Origin of the sequence: Gordonia alkanivorans, from assembly GCF_004011905.1 — a bacterium.
Classification (GTDB): domain Bacteria; phylum Actinomycetota; class Actinomycetes; order Mycobacteriales; family Mycobacteriaceae; genus Gordonia; species Gordonia alkanivorans.
In genome coordinates this window covers 1,820,725-1,843,883 of record NZ_CP027114.1, presented here as the reverse complement: position 1 = coordinate 1,843,883, position 23,159 = coordinate 1,820,725, and the positions used below count along the sequence as shown (strand labels likewise).

At 67.8% G+C, this 23,159-nt stretch carries 21 protein-coding genes; 11 read left to right on the top strand and 10 right to left on the bottom strand.

What is annotated here, in order from left to right; all coding sequences use genetic code 11:
• Positions 1-4 precede the first annotated feature (4 nt).
• Positions 5-1,537 carry a CoA-acylating methylmalonate-semialdehyde dehydrogenase gene (locus tag C5O27_RS08450; protein WP_006358645.1) on the bottom strand — a complete coding sequence of 511 codons (1,533 nt, stop codon included), beginning with the start codon at positions 1,535-1,537 and terminating at the stop codon, positions 5-7.
• Between the two features lie 276 nt (positions 1,538-1,813).
• Here C5O27_RS08450 and C5O27_RS08445 point away from each other — a divergent pair, with 276 nt between their 5' ends.
• Positions 1,814-2,257, top strand: coding sequence for a flavodoxin domain-containing protein (locus C5O27_RS08445; RefSeq protein ID WP_006358646.1), 444 nt, complete (start codon positions 1,814-1,816; stop codon positions 2,255-2,257).
• 40 nt (positions 2,258-2,297) lie between these two features.
• Here C5O27_RS08445 and C5O27_RS08440 read toward each other — a convergent pair whose 3' ends face one another.
• On the bottom strand, positions 2,298-3,170 hold the full coding sequence (locus C5O27_RS08440) for a DMT family transporter (RefSeq protein WP_127962467.1): 873 nt from the start codon (positions 3,168-3,170) through the stop codon (positions 2,298-2,300).
• A 115-nt stretch (positions 3,171-3,285) separates the two neighbouring features.
• Between C5O27_RS08440 and C5O27_RS08435 the strand changes: the two genes are divergently transcribed.
• Genes C5O27_RS08435 through C5O27_RS08420 form a run of 4 tightly spaced genes read left to right on the top strand, consistent with a single transcriptional unit; the run spans position 3,286 to position 7,015 of the window.
• The gene (locus tag C5O27_RS08435; protein WP_127962466.1) at positions 3,286-3,573 is read left to right on the top strand and encodes a hypothetical protein; all 288 of its coding nucleotides are present in this window, start codon (positions 3,286-3,288) and stop codon (positions 3,571-3,573) included.
• On the top strand, positions 3,570-4,064 hold the full coding sequence (locus C5O27_RS08430; protein WP_127962465.1) for a SixA phosphatase family protein: 495 nt from the start codon (positions 3,570-3,572) through the stop codon (positions 4,062-4,064). The genes C5O27_RS08435 and C5O27_RS08430 overlap by 4 nt, the downstream gene beginning before the upstream one ends.
• A 44-nt stretch (positions 4,065-4,108) precedes the next feature.
• The gene (gene nadE, locus C5O27_RS08425) at positions 4,109-4,933 is read left to right on the top strand and encodes an ammonia-dependent NAD(+) synthetase (protein ID WP_006358650.1); all 825 of its coding nucleotides are present in this window, start codon (positions 4,109-4,111) and stop codon (positions 4,931-4,933) included.
• Positions 4,934-4,981: 48 nt separating this feature from the next.
• Complete coding sequence (locus tag C5O27_RS08420) at positions 4,982-7,015, top strand: NAD(+) synthase (protein ID WP_127962464.1); 2,034 nt, start codon at positions 4,982-4,984, stop codon at positions 7,013-7,015.
• Between the two features lie 4 nt (positions 7,016-7,019).
• Here C5O27_RS08420 and C5O27_RS08415 read toward each other — a convergent pair whose 3' ends face one another.
• From C5O27_RS08415 to C5O27_RS08405, 3 genes are all read right to left on the bottom strand, one after another.
• Positions 7,020-8,420 carry a WS/DGAT/MGAT family O-acyltransferase gene (locus C5O27_RS08415; protein ID WP_006358652.1) on the bottom strand — a complete coding sequence of 467 codons (1,401 nt, stop codon included), beginning with the start codon at positions 8,418-8,420 and terminating at the stop codon, positions 7,020-7,022.
• 121 nt (positions 8,421-8,541) lie between these two features.
• The gene (locus C5O27_RS08410) at positions 8,542-9,378 is read right to left on the bottom strand and encodes a fibronectin type III domain-containing protein (RefSeq protein WP_127962463.1); all 837 of its coding nucleotides are present in this window, start codon (positions 9,376-9,378) and stop codon (positions 8,542-8,544) included.
• The gene (locus C5O27_RS08405; protein ID WP_127962462.1) at positions 9,378-11,267 is read right to left on the bottom strand and encodes a protein kinase domain-containing protein; all 1,890 of its coding nucleotides are present in this window, start codon (positions 11,265-11,267) and stop codon (positions 9,378-9,380) included. The genes C5O27_RS08410 and C5O27_RS08405 overlap by 1 nt, the downstream gene beginning before the upstream one ends.
• Positions 11,268-11,386: 119 nt before the next feature.
• Between C5O27_RS08405 and C5O27_RS08400 the strand changes: the two genes are divergently transcribed.
• From C5O27_RS08400 to C5O27_RS22945, 6 genes are all read left to right on the top strand, one after another.
• Positions 11,387-11,938, top strand: a complete 552-nt coding sequence (locus C5O27_RS08400) for a nuclear transport factor 2 family protein (RefSeq protein ID WP_127962461.1) — start codon at positions 11,387-11,389, stop codon at positions 11,936-11,938.
• Between the two features lie 337 nt (positions 11,939-12,275).
• Positions 12,276-13,268, top strand: coding sequence for an acyl-ACP desaturase (locus C5O27_RS08395; RefSeq protein ID WP_127962460.1), 993 nt, complete (start codon positions 12,276-12,278; stop codon positions 13,266-13,268).
• 68 nt (positions 13,269-13,336) lie between these two features.
• Positions 13,337-14,494: a tRNA dihydrouridine synthase DusB gene (gene dusB / locus C5O27_RS08390; protein WP_127963798.1), complete on the top strand. Its 1,158-nt coding sequence runs from the start codon at positions 13,337-13,339 to the stop codon at positions 14,492-14,494.
• A gap of 175 nt (positions 14,495-14,669) precedes the next feature.
• A complete protein-coding gene (locus tag C5O27_RS08385; protein WP_127962459.1) occupies positions 14,670-16,922 on the top strand; it encodes an LCP family protein in 2,253 nt (750 codons plus the stop codon).
• Positions 16,923-17,028: 106 nt separating this feature from the next.
• Positions 17,029-17,691, top strand: a complete 663-nt coding sequence (gene phoU / locus C5O27_RS08380) for a phosphate signaling complex protein PhoU (protein ID WP_127962458.1) — start codon at positions 17,029-17,031, stop codon at positions 17,689-17,691.
• 167 nt (positions 17,692-17,858) lie between these two features.
• A complete protein-coding gene (locus tag C5O27_RS22945) occupies positions 17,859-18,008 on the top strand; it encodes a hypothetical protein (RefSeq protein ID WP_164905310.1) in 150 nt (49 codons plus the stop codon).
• 61 nt (positions 18,009-18,069) lie between these two features.
• On the opposite strand, the gene pstB is transcribed toward C5O27_RS22945, so the two are convergent.
• The 5 genes from pstB to mshD form a co-directional block, all read right to left on the bottom strand.
• On the bottom strand, positions 18,070-18,846 hold the full coding sequence (gene pstB / locus C5O27_RS08375) for a phosphate ABC transporter ATP-binding protein PstB (RefSeq protein WP_127962457.1): 777 nt from the start codon (positions 18,844-18,846) through the stop codon (positions 18,070-18,072).
• A gap of 25 nt (positions 18,847-18,871) precedes the next feature.
• Entirely contained in the window at positions 18,872-19,771 is a 900-nt protein-coding gene (pstA, locus tag C5O27_RS08370) for a phosphate ABC transporter permease PstA (RefSeq protein ID WP_127962456.1), read from the bottom strand.
• Between the two features lie 2 nt (positions 19,772-19,773).
• A complete protein-coding gene (gene pstC, locus C5O27_RS08365) occupies positions 19,774-20,805 on the bottom strand; it encodes a phosphate ABC transporter permease subunit PstC (protein ID WP_127963797.1) in 1,032 nt (343 codons plus the stop codon).
• Between the two features lie 156 nt (positions 20,806-20,961).
• Positions 20,962-22,035: a phosphate ABC transporter substrate-binding protein PstS gene (gene pstS / locus C5O27_RS08360; RefSeq protein WP_127962455.1), complete on the bottom strand. Its 1,074-nt coding sequence runs from the start codon at positions 22,033-22,035 to the stop codon at positions 20,962-20,964.
• A 241-nt stretch (positions 22,036-22,276) separates the two neighbouring features.
• Positions 22,277-23,158, bottom strand: coding sequence for a mycothiol synthase (mshD, locus tag C5O27_RS08355; RefSeq protein ID WP_127962454.1), 882 nt, complete (start codon positions 23,156-23,158; stop codon positions 22,277-22,279).
• Between the last annotated feature and the right edge of the window lies 1 nt (position 23,159).

Below are 23,159 nucleotides of genomic sequence, written 5' to 3'. Positions count from 1 at the left end.
GCACTCAGTCCATCGTCGGGATGACGAACTCGGCGCCGTCCTTGATGCCGGACGGCCAACGGGTCGTGACCGTCTTGGTCTTGGTGTAGAACTGGATCGACGCCGGGCCGTGCTGGTTGAGATCGCCGAAGCCCGAACGCTTCCAGCCACCGAAGGTGTAGTACGCCACCGGAACCGGGATCGGCACGTTCACGCCGACCATGCCGACCTCGACCCGCGCAGTGAAGTCGCGGGCAGCGTCGCCGTCCTGGGTGAAGATCGCAACACCGTTGCCGTACTGGTGATCCGACGCGAGAGCGAGAGCCTCTTCGTAGTCGCCGGCGCGGACGATGGTGAGCACCGGACCGAAGATCTCGTCGGTGTAGATCGACATGTCCTTGGTGACCCGGTCGAACAGGGTCGGGCCGATGAAGAAGCCCTTCGAGATGTCGTCATCCCCGAAGGTCTGCTCGTTGCTGGTGCGCTCGCGGCCGTCGATGACGATCTCGGCGCCCTCGTCGACGCCCTTGGTGATGTAACCGCGGACGCGCTCGAGAGCGGCGGCGGTGACCAGCGGACCGTAGTCGGCCTTCGGGTCGAGGCTGTGGCCGACGCGCAGCGCGTTGACGCGATCGATCAGCTTGGCGCGCAGACGGTCTGCGGTCTCCTCACCGACCGGGACCGCGACCGAGATGGCCATGCAACGCTCGCCGGCGCTGCCGTAACCGGCACCGATCAGCGCATCGACGACCTGGTCCAGGTTGGCGTCGGGCATGATGATCGCGTGGTTCTTGGCGCCACCGAAGCACTGCGAACGCTTGCCGTGGGCGGCGGCGGTCGAGTAGATGTACTGCGCGATGTCGGAGCTGCCGACGAAGCCGAGGGCCTTGACGTCCGGGTGGGTGAGCAGCGCGTCGACCGCTTCCTTGTCACCGTGGACGACCTGGAAGACGCCGTCGGGAAGCCCTGCCTCGGTGAACAATTCGGCGAGGCGGACCGGCACGGAGGGGTCGCGCTCACTCGGCTTGAGGATGAAGGCGTTACCGCAGGCGAGCGCGGGGCCGGCCTTCCACAGCGGGATCATGGCCGGGAAGTTGAACGGCGTGATGCCGGCGACCACACCGAGCGGCTGGCGGATCGAGTGCACGTCGATGCCGCCGCCGGCACCTTCGGTGAACTCACCCTTGATGAGATGCGGGATGCCGATGGCGAATTCGATGACCTCGATGCCGCGCTGGATGTCGCCGAGGGCGTCGGCGTGGGTCTTGCCGTGCTCGAGCGACAGGGTGGTCGCGAGCTCGTCGGCGTTCTTGTTGACCAGGTCGACGAAGCGCATGAGGACGCGCGCGCGACGCTGCGGGTTCCACGCGGCCCATTCCTTCTGCGCCTCGGACGCGGTGGCGATGGCGGCGGCGACCTCGTCGGTCGAGGCGAGCGGCACCTGGGCCTGCACGGCACCGGTACTGGGGTTGAAGACGTCGGCGAAGCGGCCGCCCTCGGCGGTGACGCGCTTGCCGTTCAGGAAGTGCGGGATGGACGGGACAGCGGGAGCGGACACTTCAGATCACCTTTGATTCTTCTCTGGGGGTTGTCTGGTCGGGTCTTCCGGCCTCGACGGCCTTGACGTGTATTCGGAGCTTTCGGACCTGCCTCGCCGGCCTGTGAGCCGGCGGCGAGCGCCCCGATCCGGGAGTTCGGGGTTATGGCCTCTGTCACCACATAGTAGGACATCCAAGTATTTCTTCCAACCCCCTTCCCACCTGCGATTTAGCCACGGGGAGCGGGTTAGGCTAGCCTCTCTGGCGAAAAGCCGACGTCGAGAGGAGTTCTGCATATGTCGGTCGTCATCCTCTACGGAACCGAGACCGGAACGGGTGAGCTCGTCGCGGACGCGATCGCGGACGCGCTCAACCAGCACGATCCCTCGATCTACGACATGAGTGAGTACGCGGTCGAGGACCTCGATCCCGCCGACTTCCTGGTGATCGTCTGCTCGACCTACGGCGAGGGCGAGCTGCCCACCGGCGCCGAGCCGTTCGCCGACGAGCTCGAGAGCGTCAACCCCGACCTGAGCGGACTGCGCTTCGCCGTGTTCGGGCTCGGCGACTCGATCTACGACACCTTCAACCGCGGCGGCGAGATCGTCGCCGAGATGCTGACGAAGCGTGGCGCGGTTCAGGTCGGCGAGCACGCCCGCCACGACAGCTCGTCGTCGGTCAAGCCCGCCAAGCAGGCCGAGGAGTGGGCCGAGGGCATCGCGGAGCTGGTCGAGGGCTGATCGGAGCAGGCGGGCTCAGTACCGTCTGATCACGGCTCGATCATGCCGCCGACCGCCCAGCGGTCGGCGGCATCTCCGCTTCTGCGGCGACCGCCTGTTCGTATCCGCGGACGGCCGACAGTTTCGCCAGCTCGCACACCGCCCGGATCATGATCGCGAGCACGATGCCCAGGAACATCGCAGTGGGCACGGAGACGTTGAGGTTCTCGCCGAGCAGCAGCACGCCGAGCACCATCGCGACCGCAGGCTCGGCGACCGTCATCGACGGGAACGAGGTCTGCAGGTCACCCGCTCCGAAACCGAGCTGCTGCGCCACCACCGCACCGACCACGACCAGCACGAACAGGTAGATCTCCGGCTGGACGAAGGTGCGCCAGAACTCGTGGGTGATCTGATAGATCACCGCCTTGACCAGCAGCGCCGAGACCCCGAACATCGTGCCTGCGACGAGCCCGTAGAACAGTGCCTTGTAGTGCGGGCTGGAGCGCCGTGCCAGCAACACCAGGCCGACGACGATCCCGACGACTGCCCCGACCGTGGCCCACAGCAGGAGCGCATCCGGTCTTCGGAGTGACGGCTCCGGCCGGGAGACGAGGAGGAAGGTCGCGACGCAGGCGACCAGCACCCCACCCCACGCCCACTCGATCCGCGCGGGATGCCGGTGATCGGCCCAGGCCTCCAGTGGCAGCGCGAACAGCACGGCCAGCACGACGAGGGGCTGCACCAGCAGGATCGACCCGAGACCCAGCGCGGACGCCTGCAGGCCGAAGCCGCAGAGCGCGATGACGGCACCCACCCACCATCCGGCGGTGATCGCGCCGTTGACCCGCGACGCACGCTGCCGCAGCACGGTGCCGGCCGCGATCAACAACGCCGCCAGCACCGCCAGGAGCGCGGGTACCCAGGTGTGCACGTCCACAAGGGTAAGGGCGTCGCGGACCCCGCGCCCGAATCGGGCACCGGTCGGCGACGCTGCACCCGGTGTCGCAACGTCGGCAACCAGCGCCGACGGCGTACATTCGACAACCATGCGGTATCGGTCGGATCTGGAACGCCTGGCCACCCTCGACGCGGCCGCGATCGAGCGGGCCTGCGCCGACTGCACGACTCTGGACGAACTCATCGGTTGTGCCGTCGACGAACATCTCGAGTTCGATGCGCTGGCCGACGAGGCCGAGTTGCACGACGAGCACGAGCACGCCGCCTTCCTCCGCCAGGAGGCCGCGGCGTGGCGCGCGACCGTCCGCCTGCTGCGCACCATCGCCGCCGACCCCGACGCCTATCCGGCCGGATCCCGGCGCACCGGGACCGCATGAGCGGCATGCGGACGCTGATCCTGATGCGTCACGGCAAGTCGGGCTATCCCCCGGCGACGCGTGACCACGACCGTCCACTGGCCGAACGCGGCGATCGCCAGGCCGCTCTCGCGGGACGGTGGATGTCCGACGAGGGCCTGCGCGTCGACGCGGTGCTGTGCTCGACGTCGACCCGGACCCGCCAGACCCTCGAGCGGACCGGCGTCCGGGCGCCGGTCGCCTACGTCGAGGACATCTACGGCGGCGACTCCGACGACGTGCTGGAGGCCATCCGCATCCATGCGCCTGTCGAGGCGTCCACGCTGCTCGTCGTCGGTCACGAACCCGGGATGCCGCAGACCGCGCTCACGCTCGACCCCTCCGGTCCCATAGATCGGTTTCCGACATCCGCTTATGCGGTACTCACCGTGTCGCAGCCCTGGGATCGCCTCGGTATGACCCCGGACCCCGACGCCCACCTCGTCGGCGTCCGGATACCCCGCGAGGAGTGACCTCGGCTGGTCGACGGAGACCCCGAGCGAGCATTGGAGCGCGAATGCGTGAGACCCAGCGGACCATCATCGACGTCCTGGGGGTCAAACCCTCGATCGATCCGGCCGACGAGGTCGAGCGGCGGGTGCGATTCCTCACCGACTACCTGGGCACGATCGGCGCCTCGGGGTATGTGCTCGGCATCTCCGGCGGCGTCGACTCGACCCTCGCCGGACGCCTGGCCCAGATCGCGGTCGAGCGCGTCCGCGCCGACGGTGGTGACGCGGTGTTCGTGGGCATGCGCCTGCCCTACCGGATGCAGCACGACGAGGACGACGCCGCGGCGGCCGTCGAGTTCGTGGCGGCCGACGAGACGCTGACCGTCAACGTCGCGCCCGGGGTGGACGCCCTCAACGACGAGATCTCGGAGGCGACGGGCACCGCGCTCACCGACTTCACCAAGGGCAACGCCAAGGCACGCCACCGCATGGTCGCCCAGTACGCGGTGGCCGGCGATCGCGGGCTCCTGGTCGTCGGCGCCGACCATGCCTCGGAGAACGTCACCGGCTTCTTCACCAAGTACGGTGACGGCGCCGCGGACATCCTGCCGCTGGCCGGTCTGAACAAACGCCAGGGCCGGTCGCTGCTGCGTCACCTCGGCGCGCCGCGGCAACTGTGGGCGAAGGTCCCGACCGCCGACCTGCTCGACGAGAAGGCGGGCCAGACCGACGAGGACGAGTTGGGCCTGACCTACGAGCACATCGACGACTACCTCGAGGGCCGCGAGGTCCCGGTCGAGACGGCGGAGAGGATCGAGGCGGCCTGGCACCGCAATCGCCACAAGCGCACGACGCCGGTCGAACTCGACGACACGTGGTGGCGGGCCTGACGACAGACATCGCGCCCACCGCACACCGCGCCGTTTACTGTTGTCGACGTGTCTGTCTACGCAAACGGCTTCGTTCGGGTCGCGGGTGCCGTGCCCGTCCTCACGATCGCCGAACCCGCCGCGAACGCCGCACGCACCATCGAGTTGATGCGGCAGGCCGCCGACGACGGCGCCGCGCTGGTGGTCTTCCCCGAACTCGGGCTGTGCGGCTACAGCGTCGACGACCTGTTCCACCAGGACGCGCTGATCGACGGCTGCCGCGTCGCGCTCGGTGAGATCGTCGCGGCCAGCAGGGGTCTCCGGCCGCTGGTCGTCGTGGGTCTGCCGATGGTCGTCGGCGACGGACTGTTCAACTGCGCGGCCGTGATCCGCGACGGGGCGGTGCTGGGCGTGGTCCCGAAGTCGTATCTGCCGAACTATCGCGAGTTCTACGAGCAGCGGTTCTTCTCCGCGGCCCGCGACGCGGTGCCCACCACGGTGACCGTCGAAGGCGAGGCGGTCCCGTTCGGGGCCGATCTGATCTTCGAGGCCGCCGATCTGCCCGGCTTCGCACTGCATGTGGAGATCTGCGAGGACGGTTGGGTGGCGATCCCGCCGAGCACCTGGGCCGCTCTCGGTGGCGCAACCGTGCTGGCCAATCTCTCCGGCAGCCCGGTCACCGTCGGCAAGGAGTCCTACCGGAAGAACCTGTGCACCGGCCATTCCGCGCGCACGATCTCCGGGCACGTCTATGTCGCTGCGGGTTACGGCGAGTCCACGACCGATCTCGCCTGGGACGGTGACGCCCTCATCACCGAGAACGGTTCCCTACTCGCACGGAGCGAACAGTTCGCGACCACCGATCAGGTGATCTCCGCCGACATCGACCTCGATCGGATCCGGCAGGAACGCATGCGGATGATCAGCCTGCGCGACCAGGCCGGCGACTACTCCGATCGCCTGAAGTCGTTGCGCCGCATCGGTTTCTCATTCGGCGAGCTGGGCGGCGACGACGATGTGCTGCGCCGTGTCGTGCCCCGGTTCCCCTATGTACCGGCCGATTCCGCCGACCGCGACGAGCGGTGTGCCGAGGTCCGCCACATCCAGGTGCAGGGACTCGCCCAGCGCCTGCGATCGACAGGTATCGACAAGATCGTCATCGGCGTCTCCGGCGGCCTCGACTCGACCCTCGCCCTGCTCGTCGCGGTCGACACCTTCGACCGACTCGGCCTGCCCCGCACCAACATCCTGGGTTACACGATGCCCGGTTTCGCCACCGGCGGCGCGACGCTGCGTCGCTCACACGTGCTGATGAACTCACTCGGCGTGAGCGGCAAGGAGATCGACATCCGGCCGTCGTGCGAGCAGATGCTCGCCGATCTCGACCACCCGTACTCCCGCGGCGAGAAGGTCTACGACGTCACGTTCGAGAACGTGCAGGCGGGCGAGCGCACATCGCACCTGTTCCGGCTGGCGAATCATCACGGCGCCATCGTCCTCGGCACCGGCGACCTGTCCGAGCTCGCGCTCGGCTGGTGCACCTACGGTGTCGGCGACCAGATGTCCCACTACAACGTCAACGGGTCGGTGCCGAAAACCCTGATCCAGCACCTCATCCGGTGGATGATCAGCAACAGCCACCATTCGGCGGAGACCACCGAGGTGCTCGCCGAGATCCTCGACGACGTCATCTCCCCCGAGCTCGTCCCGGCCGGCGACGACGGCAAGATCCAGTCCACCGAGGACACCGTCGGGCCGTACGAGCTCCACGACTTCTTCCTCTACCACGTCACTCGATTCGGGTACCGGCCGACCAAGGTCGCCTACCTCGCCGGGCAGGCCTGGGGTGACCGCTCGCGCGGGCCGTGGTCGGAGCTGCTCGTCGAGGACAAGCGCAACGAGTACGACGCCGCGACCATCGAGCACTGGCTCGGCGTCTTCCTGAAGCGTTTCATGGGCAACCAGTTCAAGCGCACCGCGATGCCCAACGGCCCCAAGATCGGTTCGGGCGGTTCGTTGTCGCCCCGCGGCGACTGGCGGTCGCCGTCCGACGCGTCCGCACGCGTCTGGCTGGACCAGCTCGCGGGCGGACGGGGAGAGTAGACGTTCAGTCGCAGGCGGCGAGCAGCTGCTTGAGCTGATCGTCGAAGGCGTTGGCGATCTCCCACGGGTCGGGGGTCTGATCGGTGCACGCCAGGATGCCGATGTTGAGGTTCCCGTCGGCGGAGAACACCGTGATGTTCAGGCCGAGTCCGTGGAAGATCGGTCCGAGCGGGTAGACCGCGGTGACCCGACAACCGAGGAAGTACAACGGGAAGTCGGGACCGGCGACGTTCGACACGAGGACATTGAAGATCGGCGGATGCGCCGACGCCAGCTTCCGGTTGCCGTAGACCTTCATCGCCGTCGACAACGTGGTCCCGGGCGCGAACTGCGCCCAGGATCGCAGGATGTTGGCGTCGATCTCGGCGTGGTGTTCCTTCGACGTACGGCTGAACTCCGCCTGCTTCTCGAGTCGCTCCACTGGATCCTCGATGTCGGTGGGCAACTGGGTGAACATCCCGGTCACCTTGTTGGTCCCCTCGACCACGAGATCTTTCTCGTCGGCATCGTGCACCGACACCGGCACCATCCCGACGAGCGGTTTGTCGGGCAGTTCGTCGTGTTCGAGAAGGTAGGTGCGCAGCGCACCGCCGACCAAGGCCAGGACGACGTCGTTGATCTTCACCCCGAAGTGGTTCTTCACCCGCTTGACGTCGTCGAGCGACAGTTGGCTGAGGCCGATGCTGCGATGGGGCGTGATCGTCGAGTTGAACCGCGTCCGGGGCGCCATGAACGGAGCGGGCATGGCCGACTGGTGCTGGGCGCGGCGCAGCCACCCGACCGGCACGCTGACCGTTCGCGGCAGCAGTTTGGCCATCGCCAGCGGGCGCTGGACGAAGTAGTTGAGCGCCCCCGTCGCGGCGATCGTCGCGCGCGACGGCGGACCGGCCGACTCGCGGATCTTCGACGAGTCGAGTTCAGGTGGTTCCGGTGTGAGGGTGCACATCTGGGCGAGCATCTCGGCGCTGGTGACACCGTCCGTGCCGGCGTGGTGCATGCGCAGCATCGCGCAGATACGGCCGTTGGACAGTCCCTCGATGATCCACAGTTCCCATAGCGGCTTGCCCCGGTCGAGGGTCTGACCGGCGAGATGACCGCACAGTTCGGCGACCTCACCGGCACCGCCCGGTGCGGGCACGGCCACCCGATGGACGTGACGCTCGATGTCGAAGTCCTCGTCCTCGATCCACACGGGGTGGTCGATGTTGAAGACGGAGTTGTCGAGTTTGCGGCGGAAGGCCGGGATCGCGGCGACGCGCCGCTCCATCTCCGCACGCAGCTTGGCGAAGTCGTACCCGTCCGGCATGGTGCTCGGATCGATCTCCACGAGACCGATGACGTGCATCAGCTGGCTGCGGGTCTCCAGGTAGAGGAACGACGCATCCAAACCACTCAACCGCTGCATGACACCAGCCTTTCCGTCCCGGCCCCGGGCCCCCACGCCATCATGCCGCACGCGGGAGACCCCGGATGTGTGTTCGTCTCAGTCGCTCGTCCAGGTTGCCACCGATCCCCTCGAGGAGGACTCAGATCGGCATCGAATCGACCATCTCGAGGACGTTCTGGGCGGGGGTCTGCAACACCACGATCATCGCCAGTTCCCGGGCCGGGTCGTCGGTGATCTTGAATACGCCGCGACCGTTCTCGTCGATCAGGCCGGTGCCGTGCCTCCACCGCACCGGACGCGAGGTCGCCGACGACCGGGAGTACTCGGCGTTGAGCGCATCCCTCGAGGCGAACCAGAACACGCCGAAAGGGCGGTCGACGGCCCCGGCGGCACAGCGCACCACGAACACGGTGCGCACCTTGCCGTTTCCGGTCTCCGACGGGCCGACCTCGTCGCGGCCACCGGCGTATCGGCGGACGCACTCGGTGTCGTTCCACTTCGCGGCGGTGTCCGGCGTCTGCGGGAGGAGTTCGGGGAACTGCTCGACGAGTGGCGCGTAGACACCCCAGCTCGCGCCGGTCCGTACCGACTGCGGCGGGCTCGGCGGCGAGACGGCGTTCCCGTCCAGTGCGGCCACCCTGTAGGTGTGCTCACCCGCGGGCACGGCCGCGTCGAGGACCTCGGTCTCCGTACCGCGGTAGACGACGAACCCGTCGTCGCGGACGAGCTGATAACCCGTCGCCCCCGGAACCGGTTCCCAGGTCGCGACGAGGCGTCCCGTGCCGGCGTCGAGTGTCAGACCGGTGGGCGTGTCCGGCACGTCGACGCTGGTGAACGCGCGCACGGAGAAGAACGAGCCGACCGCCGTCAACAGCACGGCGAAGACGATCAACGCGATGGTCCACGGCCGCAGGGTCGGCGTACGCGGCGGGGTGGTGGGCGGCCCCGCGGGCTGGGTGGTGACCGGTTGCGCCATCAGATCGGCAGCCTCTTCAGCAGATCGGCCGCGGCTGCGGCCGTCTTGCCGGGAACCACTACCCACACAACCGATTTCGCGCGGTCACCGGTGTCGTGGGCGAGGATGGCCTGCCCCTGATCGCGCTGCTTGTCCGAGAGATACAGCGTGCCGGTGTGGCCCTGGGCCGTCGTGTAACCGGTGCCGCGCAGGTTGTACGCGGTCACGTCGGCCGCGGCCCGCGCCTCCTCGGGGGTGTCGTAGACGTCGATGATCACCTGGTAGTCGGCGTTCTTGGCCTCCTCGTCGAGGTAGCGGGTGCACCAGACCGTGCGCTTGGACGACTCGAACGCGAGGTCGCCGTCCTCGCCCCAGCACCGCATGCCGTCGAAACCGTTGGTGCTCAACGGTGATGCCGGCACCAGGTCGTGGTAGAGGTCGGCGATGGGTTGCAGTTCGCCCCACGTCATGAAGACGTCGACCGCCTCGGAGTTGCGGGAGAACTCGGAGGTCCGGCCGTCCTCGTCCTGCGCGGCGACCTGATAGGTGTAGGTCCCCGGTACGGGACGCGGCGCGGTGAACTTGGTGCCCGGACCGGAGTAGATCACCTCGTCGTTCTGGGTGACCACGTAGTTCGTCGCACCGTCGACGTGGCTCCAGGACAGTTCGACCGCCGTCGTCGACACCTCCGCATCGGGCGGACTGGGGGTCTCCAGATTCCCCGCGGAGGTGCTCACGAATGCCGCTCCGGCACCGAGGATTCCGGCGATCAGCGCCAGCGACGCCCCGATCGCGACCACCGTGGCGACACCACGGCGGGCCGGCCGGGCCGGTTCCGCGGCGGGCGCGGGCGACCATCCGTGCAGGGTCTCTGCCGAGACGCTTCGCGGTGGCCCCAATCGCGCTCGGGTCGTCGGATCGGTCGGTTGATCATGAGGCGCCGCAGACGATGTCGGGTGTCCGGTGGCCGGCACCACCGGGGTCTGCCCCGAAGAAGACCGATAGCCACCGGGAGTCGGCTGCAGACCCGGCCCGACGAGGGTCTGGCGGGTGTCGAAGGCATCGCGCAGGGCATCGGCGAACTCACCCGCGGCCGGATACCGGTCGTCGGGGTTCTTGGCCATCGCCCGTGCGAGCACCCCGTCGACCGCGGTCGGCAACGCCCCGTTGCGACCACTCGCCGCCGGCGGCTCGTGGTACATGTGCGCGGTCATCAGGCCGTGCAACGACGGGGAGTCGAAAGGCGGTGCACCGGTCAGGAGCTCGTAGGCGGTCGCCCCGAGCGAGTAGATGTCGCTGCGGGCGTCGACTCGGCGACCCTCGATCTGCTCGGGCGACGCGTAGTGCATCGTCCCGATCGTGATGCCGGTGCCGGTCAGGTTCGTGACCTCGTCGAGCACCTGCGCGATGCCGAAGTCGGTGACCTTCACCGCCTCCGGGGGCAGCGACCCGGTGTTGCCGGGACCGCCACCGACGCCGGGGGTGACGAGGATGTTGGCGGGTTTGATGTCGCGGTGCATGATCCCGCGACGGTGGGCGGCGTCGAGTCCGGCCGCCACCCCGGTGACGATCGTGCACGCCAGCCGGGGGTCGAGGGGCGAGTCGGCCGCGAGCATCCGCGCGACGTCGATACCGGGTACGTACTCCATCGCGATCCAGAGCTGCCCGTCGAAGACACCGCGGTCGTAGACGGTGACCACGTTGGGATGGTGCAGCGGCGCAACGATGTCGGCCTCGCGCTCGAACCGGGCGCGGAAGACCGGGTCGGTGGCATGCCCCGATCGCAGGACCTTGAGTGCATCTGACCGCGGGAGCCGGGGATGGGCCGCCTTGTAGACGTCGCCCATGCCGCCGCGTCCGAGCACGTCAAGTACGCGGTACCCCGCGATCAGGTCCCCTACCTGGTACATGACGTCCTCACCGATACCCCTTGCACCCCGGCCTTCGGGCGGATGCGTAGGCACCGAATGCTACCGAGTGTCGCCAAACGCGGCCGGAGGACACCGTCTGAACCCTACGATCGGCGTCGATGGAATCCACCGAGAAAGTCACCGACACCACCGGGCCCTTCAGCGCCGACGAACTGAACGAGGCGTTCGCAGGGTTCCAGCGCACGGTCGCCGAGGTCGCGGCCGGCGGAGACTGGGACCGCTACGCCGACATGTTCACCGAGGACGCCGACTTCGTCGAGCACGCGCTGGGCACGATGCGGGGCCGCGAGGAGATCCGGGCCTGGGCCTGGCGCACCATGACGGCCTTCCCCGGCAGCCACATGACGTCGTTCCCTTCGCTGTGGCACGTCGTCGACGCCCCGACGAGCCGGGTGATCTGCGAGGTCGACAACCCGATGCGCGACCCCGGCGACCAGAGCCTCATCACCGCCACCAACATCACCATCCTCACCTATGCGGGCGACGGCCTGTGGAGCAAGGAGGAAGACGTCTACAACCCGATGGAGTTCGGCCGGGCGGCGATGCGGTGGTGTGAGAAGGCCCGCGAATTCGGCAACCTCGACGAGGCCGCCGAACAGTGGATGACGACCACCGGCGCCTTCTTCGCCCGGCCCCGCAGCAAGGACTGACACCGGCAGGGACCCTGCCCACCTGCGACGAGACCGCCGGGCGGCCGGCCACGACGACCGTGACCGACACCACCGGGCGCGTTCGTAACGTCGGCACCATCAGGACACGACAGCATCACAGACGGACTTGGGACGCAGTCCCGAGTGCCGTAGGCTAGAGCTTTGACCAGTGGGGGTAGGGCTGCGCGCCGCGCGTCCGAGACCACCAAAGGTCCGCCCGGGTGGGCGGGACCCGCCCACGACGACGTCGCGAACACACTCGTGGCACCGCCGCGAGGCGTGAGAAGAAGACGACACACGTACGACACACGCGGACACCGTTTCGGAGGACATCTATATGGCACGCGAGCTGACGCAACTCGAGCTTCTCAAGGAGCTCGCCCCGGTTGCCGAGGACAACGTCAACCGTCACCTGAAGATCGCCAAGGACTGGAACCCGCACGACTACGTCCCGTGGGACGAGGGCCGCAACTTCGCCGCCCTCGGTGGCGTCGACTACGACCCCGAGCAGTCGCAGCTCGGCGAGGTCGCCAAGGCCGCGATGATCACCAACCTGCTGACCGAGGACAACCTGCCCTCGTACCACCGCGTCATCGCCGACAACTTCTCGATGGACTCCGCATGGGGCCACTGGGTCGGTCGCTGGACCGCCGAGGAGAACCGTCACGGCATCGTCATGCGCGACTACCTCGTCGTCACCCGCGGTGTCGATCCGGTCGCCCTCGAAGAGGCCCGGATGATCCACATGACCAACGGCTACGACCCGATGCTGGCGGCCGCAGGTCGCGTCGACGAGCTCGAGGAGCACGCCGACGAGCTCGGCCTCCTGCACTCGGTCGCATACGTGACCTTCCAGGAACTCGCGACCCGCGTCAGCCACCGCAACACCGGCAAGGCCTGCAACGACCCGATCGCCGACAAGATGCTGCAGCGCATCGCGGCCGACGAGAACCTGCACATGATCTTCTACCGCAACATCTGCGGCGCGGGCTTCGACATCGCCCCCGACCAGACGCTGCGCGCGGTCACCGACATCGTGACCAACTTCCAGATGCCCGGCGCCGGTATGCCCAACTTCCGTCGCCACGGCGTGCTGATGGCCAAGCACGGCATCTACGACCTCCGTCAGCACCTCGAAGAGGTCGTCATGCCGGTTCTGCGCAAGTGGAACGTCTTCGAGCGCGACGACTTCACCGCCGAGGGCGAGAAGGTCCGCGAAGAGCTGGCCACCTTCCTCGAGCAGCTCGAGAAGGACACCATCCGCTTCGAGGAGATGCGCGATCGTTCGCTCGCCCGCGAGGCCAAGAAGCGGGAGCAGCAGGCATCCTGAGCACGACCCTCCCCTTCGAGGCTCGCTCCGCTCACACCTCAGGGAGCAGCGACAGCCCGGCGCCTTCGATCACCGAAGGCGCCGGTTCTGCGCTGCGCATCGGCTCGATCGAGCTGGCGAGCCCCGTCGTCCTCGCCCCGATGGCCGGGGTCACCAATGTCGCGTTCCGCACCCTGTGCCGTGAGCTCGAACTCGCACGCACCGGTACCGTCTCCGGGCTCTACGTCTGCGAGATGGTGACCGCCCGGGCGCTCGTCGAACGCCACCCGGTCACGATGCACATGACGACCTTCGGACCCGATGAGAACCCGCGGTCGATGCAGCTGTACACCGTCGATCCGGAGTACACCTACCAGGCCGCGAAGATGATCGTCGACGAGAACCTCGCCGACCACATCGACATGAACTTCGGCTGCCCCGTGCCCAAGGTGACACGGAAGGGCGGTGGCTCGGCCATCCCCTACAAGCGGACGCTGTTCCGCAAGATCGTCGCGGCTGCCGTCCGGGCCACCGAGGGCACCGACATCCCGGTCACCGTCAAGTTCCGCATCGGCATCGACGACGACCACCGCACGCACCTCGACGCCGGCCGCATCGCCGCCGAGGAGGGTGCCGCGGCGGTCGCCCTGCACGCCCGGACCGCGTCACAGCGGTACTCCGGCGAGGCCGACTGGAACGAGATCGCCCGTCTGAAGGAGCACGTCACCTCGGTGCCGGTCCTGGGCAACGGCGACATCTTCGAACCCGCCGACGCCGTCGCGATGATGAACCGGACCGGCTGCGACGGTGTCGTCGTCGGCCGCGGCTGCCTCGGACGCCCGTGGCTGTTCGCCGAACTCGCCGCCGAGCTCAACGGATTCGACGCACCCACTCCCCCGAACCTGGGCGAGGTCGCCGAGATCATGGTCCGGCACTGCCAGCTGCTCGTCGACCACCACGGGGAGATGAAGGGCTGCCGCGAGATCCGCAAGCACGTGGCGTGGTACCTGCGGGGATTCCCGGCCGGCTCGGAGATCCGGCGGCGGATGGCACTCGTCGGCAGCGTCGACGAGCTACGGGAACTGCTGTCCGAACTGCCCGCCGACGCGCCGTTCCCCAGCGACGGCCACGGTCCGCGAGGCCGTCAGGGTTCGCCGGCGAAGGTCGCGCTGCCCGACGGCTGGCTCGACGATCCCGACGAGGACGTCGTGCCCGCCGGCGCGGAGATCATGCACTCCGGCGGCTGACACGTTCTGCGAAAACCGTCACAACGCACCTCTGGCTGAGGCCTCTTCTCAGGTGCGATCAGTAAGATGGCGCGGAGGTCCCGGCCTGCCGGGTCCGTACGTGCGTGCGCACCGCGTCGACCAGCCCCGACGCGCGGTTGGCGCTTTGTAGACCTCGGGGCATGAGGAACGTGCATTGAGTCGTTGGACATCGGGCCCGGACGAACCGGAGGCGGGGGACGAGGCCAACAGGTCTCGTCGTGGCCGTCGTGCCGGGCGCCCGGACGATGCGAACGACCGCCGTCCCCCGCTGGATCCACGCGCCCAGGACGCCTCCGCGTCGAGTGCGCACCCGAGTCTCCGTGAACCGCGTGCCAGCGATCGTTTCGTCCGCGGGCGGACGCGTCTGACCGTCCGCGAGCTCATGGAGCAGATGAACGCGGAGGAACCGCGGACACCTCCGACCGACACCCCGCGTCGCGGACGTTCCCGCGCCGACGCCCCCGACCAGGCACCCCCGGCCGGTCGATCCGCGCCCATCCCGCCCACCACCCGCGGCCGGTCGCGTCGCTTCGACCCGGCGCAACCCGACCAGGTCCCGCCCCCGCGTCCCCCGCTCGGACGGAGCGACCGGGGCCAGCCTGCGGGCGACGATCGTCCCACCGAGATCCATCACTTCGGCAACGACGTCACCCAGAAGATCCCCACGATCGGTGACAAGCCCGGCGACCCCGCACCCGATCTGTCGGACCAGGCCACCGCGAAGCGGGCCATCGAGGAGTCGCGCGCCCAGGACGCCGTGGTGCCGCCGGTCGCCCCGAGCCCGCCGCGCGCACCTCTCGAGCGCACGCCCGATCTGACCGGTCCGCTGCAACTCCGTCAGGGTCCACGGCGCCACCCGGGCAGTGACCGCGACCGTCGCGGCTCGCTCGTCCGCAAGACCACCGCCACCGGACGCATCCTGGTGGCCATCGCCTGTGTGACCGCCCTGGTCGGCACGGGTTTCGTCTGGAACTACCTGCAGTCGTGGAACGGCAACTGGCGAAATGTGACCGCCGTCGACGCCGACGACCAGAACATCCGCAACAAGGAAGCCCAGCACGGCGACGAGACCTACCTGATCGTCGGCACCGACACCCGCGGCGGCAACAACTCGAAGGTCGGCGCGGGTACCGTCGCCGACGCCGAGGGTGCCCGTTCCGACACCGTCATCCTGGTCAACGTCCCGGCCAACCGCGAGCGCGTCGTCGCGGTGTCCTTTCCCCGCGACCTCCAGGTCGATCGCCCCGCGTGCAACTCCTGGGACAACGAAACCGGCGAATACGGCGCCGAGTTGCCCGCAGAAGACGGCGTGAAGCTCAACAGCGTCTACTTCTACGGCGGCCCGCAGTGCCTCGTGCGCGTCATCACGCAGATGAGCGGCCTCAACATCAACCACTTCATCGGCATGGACTTCTACGGATTCGAGAAGGTCGTCCGGGCGATCGGTGGTGTCGAGGTGTGTTCGACGGTCCCGCTGTACGACTACGAGATCGGCCACATCCTGCGCAAGCCCGGCAAGCAGAAGCTCACCGGCCGCCGTGCACTCAATTACGTCCGCGCCCGCAACATCGCGTCGGAGGGCAACGGCGACTACGGCCGCATCAAGCGCCAGCAGCTGTTCATGTCGTCGCTGCTGCGGTCGACACTCTCGGGCAATGTGCTGTCCAACCCGAACAAGCTCAACGGCATCGTCAACACCTTCATCGAGTACAGCTACGTCGACGGTGTGGACACCCAGTCGCTGATCAATCTCGCCGAGTCGATGCAGGGCATCGAGGCCGGCCGCGTCTCCTTCCTGACCATCCCCACCTCCGGCACCTCCGAGGACGGTCAGAACAACGAGATCCCGCGCACCGACGACATCGACGCGATCTTCAACGCGATCATCGACGACCTCCCACTGCCCGGTGAGAAGGTCGAGAAGAAGAAGCCGACATCGAAGGCCCCCTCTCGGGCTCCGACTTCGCGGAACTCGACCGAGACCCCGGGACGGATCAACGCCACCGCGCAGAACCCCGGAAACGTCGGTGTCCGCGTGCTCAACGGCACCTCCACCACCGGTCTGGCCGCCGAGGTCTCCGAGCAGCTCACCCCGTACGGCTTCGACGTCCGCGGCGTCGCCGACGCGTCGGAGGACCGGGACGACACCGTCGTGCGGTACGGCCCGGGACAGCAGAACGCGGCCGCCACGCTGGCCGCGATGTTCCCCGGCGCCGAGATCCAGCTCGACCGGACGGTCAAGTCGGGTGTCGAACTCATCCTCGGGTCCGACTTCACCGGCGAGCTGGGGTCGGTGCCCGACGCCGGCGCCACGGTGAACGTCGAGCAGCTCGCGCCGGCCGAGAACTCCGGTGACCTGCCCAACGACCTCGCCGTCACCAACGCGGGCGACACCACCTGCACCTAGTCCGGCCGGTCCGGACGAACCGACGTCGAAGGTTCTGCACCGGGCGTTCACGCTGCGTTCATCGGCCGTGGGCGGGCTGGACCGATTCCCGACGTATCCTGGGGACATGCGTACCGCCTACCAAGAGCAACTCGAGGCGCTGACCCACGTCCTGGGTGAGATGTGTGAACTCGCGGGCACCGCGATGTCGCGAGCCACCCAGGCACTGCTGCAAGCCGACCTCGCCGTTGCCGAAGAGGTCATCGGCGACGCCGAGCGGATGACGCAGTTGTCGGCCCGCGCCGAGGAGCAGTCCTTCGCCCTTCTCGCACTCCAGGCGCCCGTCGCCGGGGACCTCCGCGGCGTCGTCAGCGGTTTCCAGATCGTCGCCGACGCCGACCGGATGGGCGCGCTGGCCCTCCACGTCGCCAAGGTCGCCCGTCGACGCCATCCCGCGAAGGCCCTCCCCGAGGAGGTCAACGGCTACTTCGCGGAGATGGGCCGGCTCGCGGTGACCCTCGCGAAGAGCGCTCACGAGGTCCTCGAGACCCGCGATCCCCAGGCCGCGCTGCGCCTGCAGGAGGAGGACGACGCGATGGACGACCTCCACCGCCACCTGTTCACCGTCCTGATGGACCGCGAATGGCAGCACGGCGTCGCCGCCGCCGTCGATGTGACCCTGCTCGGCCGTTACTACGAACGCTTCGCCGATCACGCCGTGCTGATCGGTCGCCGGGTGGTGTTCGCCGCGACCGGCAAGACGCCCGAGCAGTTCCAGAACGTCGGGTGATCTTCCTCGCTCACCTCCCCGGGGCGAGCGAGGGCACACATCTCGAGAGGCCGAGAATTCAGTTCGACGAACTGAACTCGGCCTCTCTTCATGTCAGTGAACATCTGGGGCCGTTTGTGCCCGGAAACGATTTCGCAGCCACACAGGTCCCCGTTATGGTGGCGGGCATGGGCCAGCATCAGCCGATCGAACCCGACTTCAATGCGATGACCGACGAGGACGCCGCGGCCGCCGCTCACCGCCGGCAGATCATCACCTACCTCGGGGTCATCGCCTCGCTCGCCGCTCTGCTCGTCATCCTTCTGATCAACATGTGAGAAGCAGACAGGGTCCCTCCCGTGGCGGGAAGGACCCTGTCGGAGTGAAATCGCCGCAGATCTAGCCGAAACGACCCGAGATGTAGTCCTCGGTCTCCTTCTTCGACGGATTCGAGAACATCGTCTCGGTGTCGCTGATCTCCACGAGCTGCCCGGGCTGGCCGACGCCCTCCAGGTTGAAGAAAGCGGTCTGGTCGCTCACGCGCGCGGCCTGCTGCATGTTGTGGGTCACGATGACGATCGTGTATTCCTTCTTGAGTTCCCCCATCAGGTCCTCGATCGCGAGGGTCGAGATGGGGTCGAGCGCTGAGCACGGCTCGTCCATCAGCAACACATCGGGCGAGACGGCGATGGCCCGCGCGATGCACAGGCGCTGCTGCTGACCGCCGGACAGGCCGCCGCCCGGCTTGTCGAGGCGGTCCTTGACCTCTTCCCATAGATTCGCACCACGCAGGCTGCGCTCCGCGACCTCGTCGAGCTCGGCCCTGTTGCGCACGCCCTGCAAACGCAGACCGGCGACCACGTTGTCCTTGATGGACATCGTCGGGAACGGGTTGGGCCGCTGGAACACCATCCCGATCGTGGCCCGGACGCTCACCGGGTCGACGTTGCGCCCGTAGATGTCCTCGCCGTCGAGCAACACGCTGCCCTCGGCGTACGCCCCCGGGGTGACCTCGTGCATGCGGTTGAGGGTACGCAGCACCGTCGACTTGCCGCAGCCGGACGGGCCGATGAAGGCGGTGATGCAGCGCGGCGGCACCTCGAGGGTCACGTCCTTCACCGCGTGGAAGTCGCCGTAGTAGATGTTCAGGTCTTTGATGTCGAGGCGCTTCGCCATGACTTTTCCGTTTCTACAGAGGTGTTCAGGAGGTCTTGGGCGCGAAGATCTTCGAGACGATCTTGGCCCCGAAGTAGACGATGGCCACGAGGATGACCAGGCACAGGGCCGCGCCCCAGACCTTGTCGAAGGCGCCGGGCCCGTTGTTGTACTGCTGCACCATCATCAGCGGCAGCGATTCCTGATTGCCGTCGAAGGGATTCCAGTTCATCGCTCGCGTCGAGCCGACCAGGATGAGCACGGGTGCCGACTCCCCCATCACGCGGGCGATGGCCAGCATCACGCCGGTCACGATGCCCGAGAGTGCCGTCGGCAGCACGATTTTCACGATGGTCTTCCACTTCGGGATGCCCAATGCATACGACGCCTCACGCAGGTCCTGCGGGACGATCTTGAGCATCTCCTCGGTCGCGCGGACCACCAGCGGGACCATCAGCAGCACCAACGCGATCGCCACGACGAAACCGGAGCGCGGGAGGCCGAGGGTGGTGCGCCAGACCGCGTAGACGAACAGGGCCGCCACGATCGACGGGACACCGGAGAGGATGTCGACCATGAAGGTCGTGACGCGGGCGAGCACCGACATCTTGGTGGCGTACTCGACGAGGTAGATCGCCACGAAGATGCCGAGCGGGATCGAGATGACGGCGGCCAGCGCGGTCTGGATCAACGTGCCGACGATGGCGTTGGCAGCGCCGCCCTTGCGTTCCGGCAACGTCCACCAGTCGATGTCGAGCAGCGGTTCGATGCCGCGGATGACCAGGGTGGCGACCAGCCACACGAGCGGCACCAGCGCGACGAGGAGTGCGGCGATGACCGCGATCCGGACCACGTGATCGGTGACGCGTCGACGCTTCGCCAGCGGGCTGAAGCCGGACGGCTTCTTGACCGGGTCGGCCGTGGGCGACGGGGTGGTGACGGTCATGCTCACTTCTTTCCGGCGACGACCGCACGAGCGGCGGCGTTGACGATGAAGGTCAGGACGAAGAGGGTCAGGCCTGCGGAGATGTAGGCGCCGGTCTTGGCCGGCGAGTCGAACTCGGCGGCGTTGTTCGCGATCTTGGTCGCGAAGGTCTCACCGCTCTCCATGAGGTTGAAGTTCATCGGCCCCGCAGTCGAGATGATCAGCAGCAGCGCCATCGTCTCGCCGAGCGCGCGTCCGAGGCCGAGCATCGAACCGGAGATGTAGCCGGAGAAGCCGAAGGGCAGCACCGCGAGCCTGACGACCTCGAACTTCGTCGCGCCCAGGGCGAGCGCCGCTTCCCGGTGTCCCTTCGGGGTCTGCATGAAAACCTCGCGGGTCACCGCGGTGATGATCGGCAGGATCATGACGGCGAGCACGATGCCCGCGGTGAGCAGCGTGCCGCCGGTGGACATGTTCGCGACCTGGGTGGGCTGCTGGAAGAACGGCAGGAACCCGAGGTGTCCGACAACCCACTCGTTCACCGGTACCAGCGCCGGCCCCAGAACGAGGATGCCCCAGAGGCCGTAGACGATCGAGGGCACCGCGGCGAGCAGGTCGACGGTGTAGGTGATGGGTCCGACGAGACGCTTGGGCGCGTACTCGGTGAGGAAGATCGAGATCCCGAGCGCCACCGGCATCGCGATGAGGAGTGCGATGACCGAGACGACGACCGTCGCATAGAAGAGCTGCGGGACGCCGAAGGCCAGCTGGTTGCCGCTGGTGATCCAGTCACCGGTGTAGGTGAAGAAGTTCTCCTCGTTCTTCAGCAGCGACGGGACGGCCTGCGCGACGAGGAAGAGCGCGATCAGACCGATGACGAGCGAGACGACGAACCCAGAACCGACGGCAAGCGTGCGGAAGATCTGGTCGGCCACGCGGTGACGGGCCGCAGAGTGCAGGCTGCCCGAGGACGAACCGTCCGGCGATGCCTCGGGGAGGCTCGCCCGGTCGGAATCCGGCGGGACCGCACCACCCTGGTTGCTCAGCGACGTCATGCGTCCTTCTCGTGCTTCCGCTCTGGTCATTGGGGCCACTTCCCGGTCCACCGCTCACAGTCCGTGCGACACGCGAAGAGTCGTGTCAGTGTGTCAACCGCGCGTGCGGGGCCGCAAACCGTGGCGGCCCGGCACGCGCTGTTCAGTTGTGTCACGTCAGGCGTTGCCGCTGCCGGCGAGCGCGTCGACGGTGCCCTGCAGCTTGGCCTTGAAGTTCTGCGGCACCGGCACGTAGCCGATCTCCTCGAGGCCGGTCTGACCGTCGTTGAGGATCTTCGTGAACGCGTCCTTGAGGGTGGTGCTGGTCGCATCGTCGGAGTAGCCCGCCGAGCAGACGATGGAGTACGGGGTGAGCAGCAGCGGGTAGGCACCCGGGGCCTTCGACGCGAACAGCGCGTCGGTGTCGACGACCAGGTCCTTGCTGTCCGGGTTCTTGAAGGCCAGCTCGTCGAGGGCTTTGCCGGCGCTGGCGGCGTTCAGCTCCACCGGACCTGCTCCGAAGTCGATGTCGGCGACGCCGAGGTCGTTCTCGGTGGCGAAGCCCCACTCGACGTAGGTGATCGAGCCGGGGGTCTTCTTGACGGTGTCACCGACTCCGGTCGACTTGGACGCACCCGAACCGACGTTCTTGGGAGCGAACTCCTTGCTGTGCTCATACGGCCAGTCGTTCGGCGCCGAGTTCTGCAGGAACCGCTGGAAGTTGTCGGTCGTGCCCGAGCTGTCGGAGCGGTAGACCGGGACGATGTCGCCACCGGGCAGCTGCACACCCGGGTTGAGTGCGGCGATCGCCGGATCGTTCCACTTGGTGATCTTGCCGTTGAAGATCTTGGCGATCACGGCGGAGTCGAGCTTGAGGTTGTCGACGCCCTCGAGGTTGTAGGCGATCGCAACCGGTCCGACGACCAGCGGCAGATGCCAGGGATCGTTACCGTTGCAGCGTTCCTTGGCCTGGGTGATCTCGTCGCCCTTCAGGGCCGAGTCCGAACCCGCGAAGTCGACGTCGCCGGCGATGAACTTCTTGATGCCGTCACCGGAGCCGCTGCCGGTGTAGTCGAGGACGATGTCGCTGTCGTCCGAGAGGATCTGGCTGAAGTGCTCCATGGCCTTCTGCTGGGCAGTGGAACCCTCTCCACTCACCGTCTGGGTGTCTCCCCCACCACACGCCGTCACCAGGGTCAATGCCGCGATCGTCGACACCGCCGCCAGAGCGCCGTTCCGCTTGATTCTCACCGCAGGTGTTGCCTTTCCGTCTCGTGCTCCGTCCCGAGGCTCGGGTGTCCGGAGTGTCCGAAGGGAAAGCTATGCGCGCCGGGTGGCCGAATCCCCGCCAGAAGGTGAACGACAGGTGAACCGACCAAGGCAGTCCGGTGCGGATATCTCCGTGACCTCGGCACCCCGCCCCGAAGTGATCTGCGCTACGGAACGGTCGGCATCAGCACACAGCGCAGCACCGCGCGCGGGAGATCGCGACTCAGCCGTAGGCGACGTCGACGGCAAACCTGGTGAAGCCCAGGCGTTCATACGTGTGCAACGCCGCCGTGTTGTCGCCTTCGACATAGAGGTTGATCTCGGCGACACCACGCTGTGCGAGGTGGTGGAGTCCGGCCAGCGTCAGCAGCCGACCGAGCCCGCGCCCCTGAGCCTGCGGATCGACGCCGACGATGTACACCTCGCCGAGATCGGCGTCGTGTTGTTTGGTCCAGTGGAAGCCGAGAAGCCGTGTCGGGTCCTCGGTGTCGAAGGCCAGGAAGAGACCCTCCGGGTCGAACCAGTCGGCCGCAACCCGCTCGGTGATCTGATCCAGCTCCCAGCCGCCCTGTTCGGGATGCCAGTCGAAGGCGGCGTTGTTGACGCGCAGGATCTCCGCATCGTCCGCCGGCCCGGCGTAGGTCCGGAGTGTGAGTCCCGGATCGACTGCCAGCTCGGGGAGTTCGTGTCCCTCCCCGACGGGGCGTCGTAGCTGCAGCAGTTCCCGACGCTTCTGCAGCCCCATCGCCGAGGCGAGGACCACCGCACCGGGAAGATCGCCGTGCGCCCACACCCGCGCCTCGAGGCCGTCCTGTCGCGCCGCGGCGAACGCGGTGTCGAGCAACGATCGGCCCAGCCCCTGCCGTCGCCGCTCCGGGTCGACGACCGCCTCGATCATCGACGGCTCGCCGTCACGACCGGGCACGATGTTCGCGTAGGCACCCTTCGACCACACGTGGACGACAGGCGAATCCGGTTCTGCGTCAATCGCTTTGACTGCGTCGTCCGACAGCGGTCCGACACCGTCGGCGGACGTCGCCGCACACACCATGCGGTGCGCTTCGGCAGCCACCTCCGCCGGAGCAGCGCCTCGTCGTACCTGCATC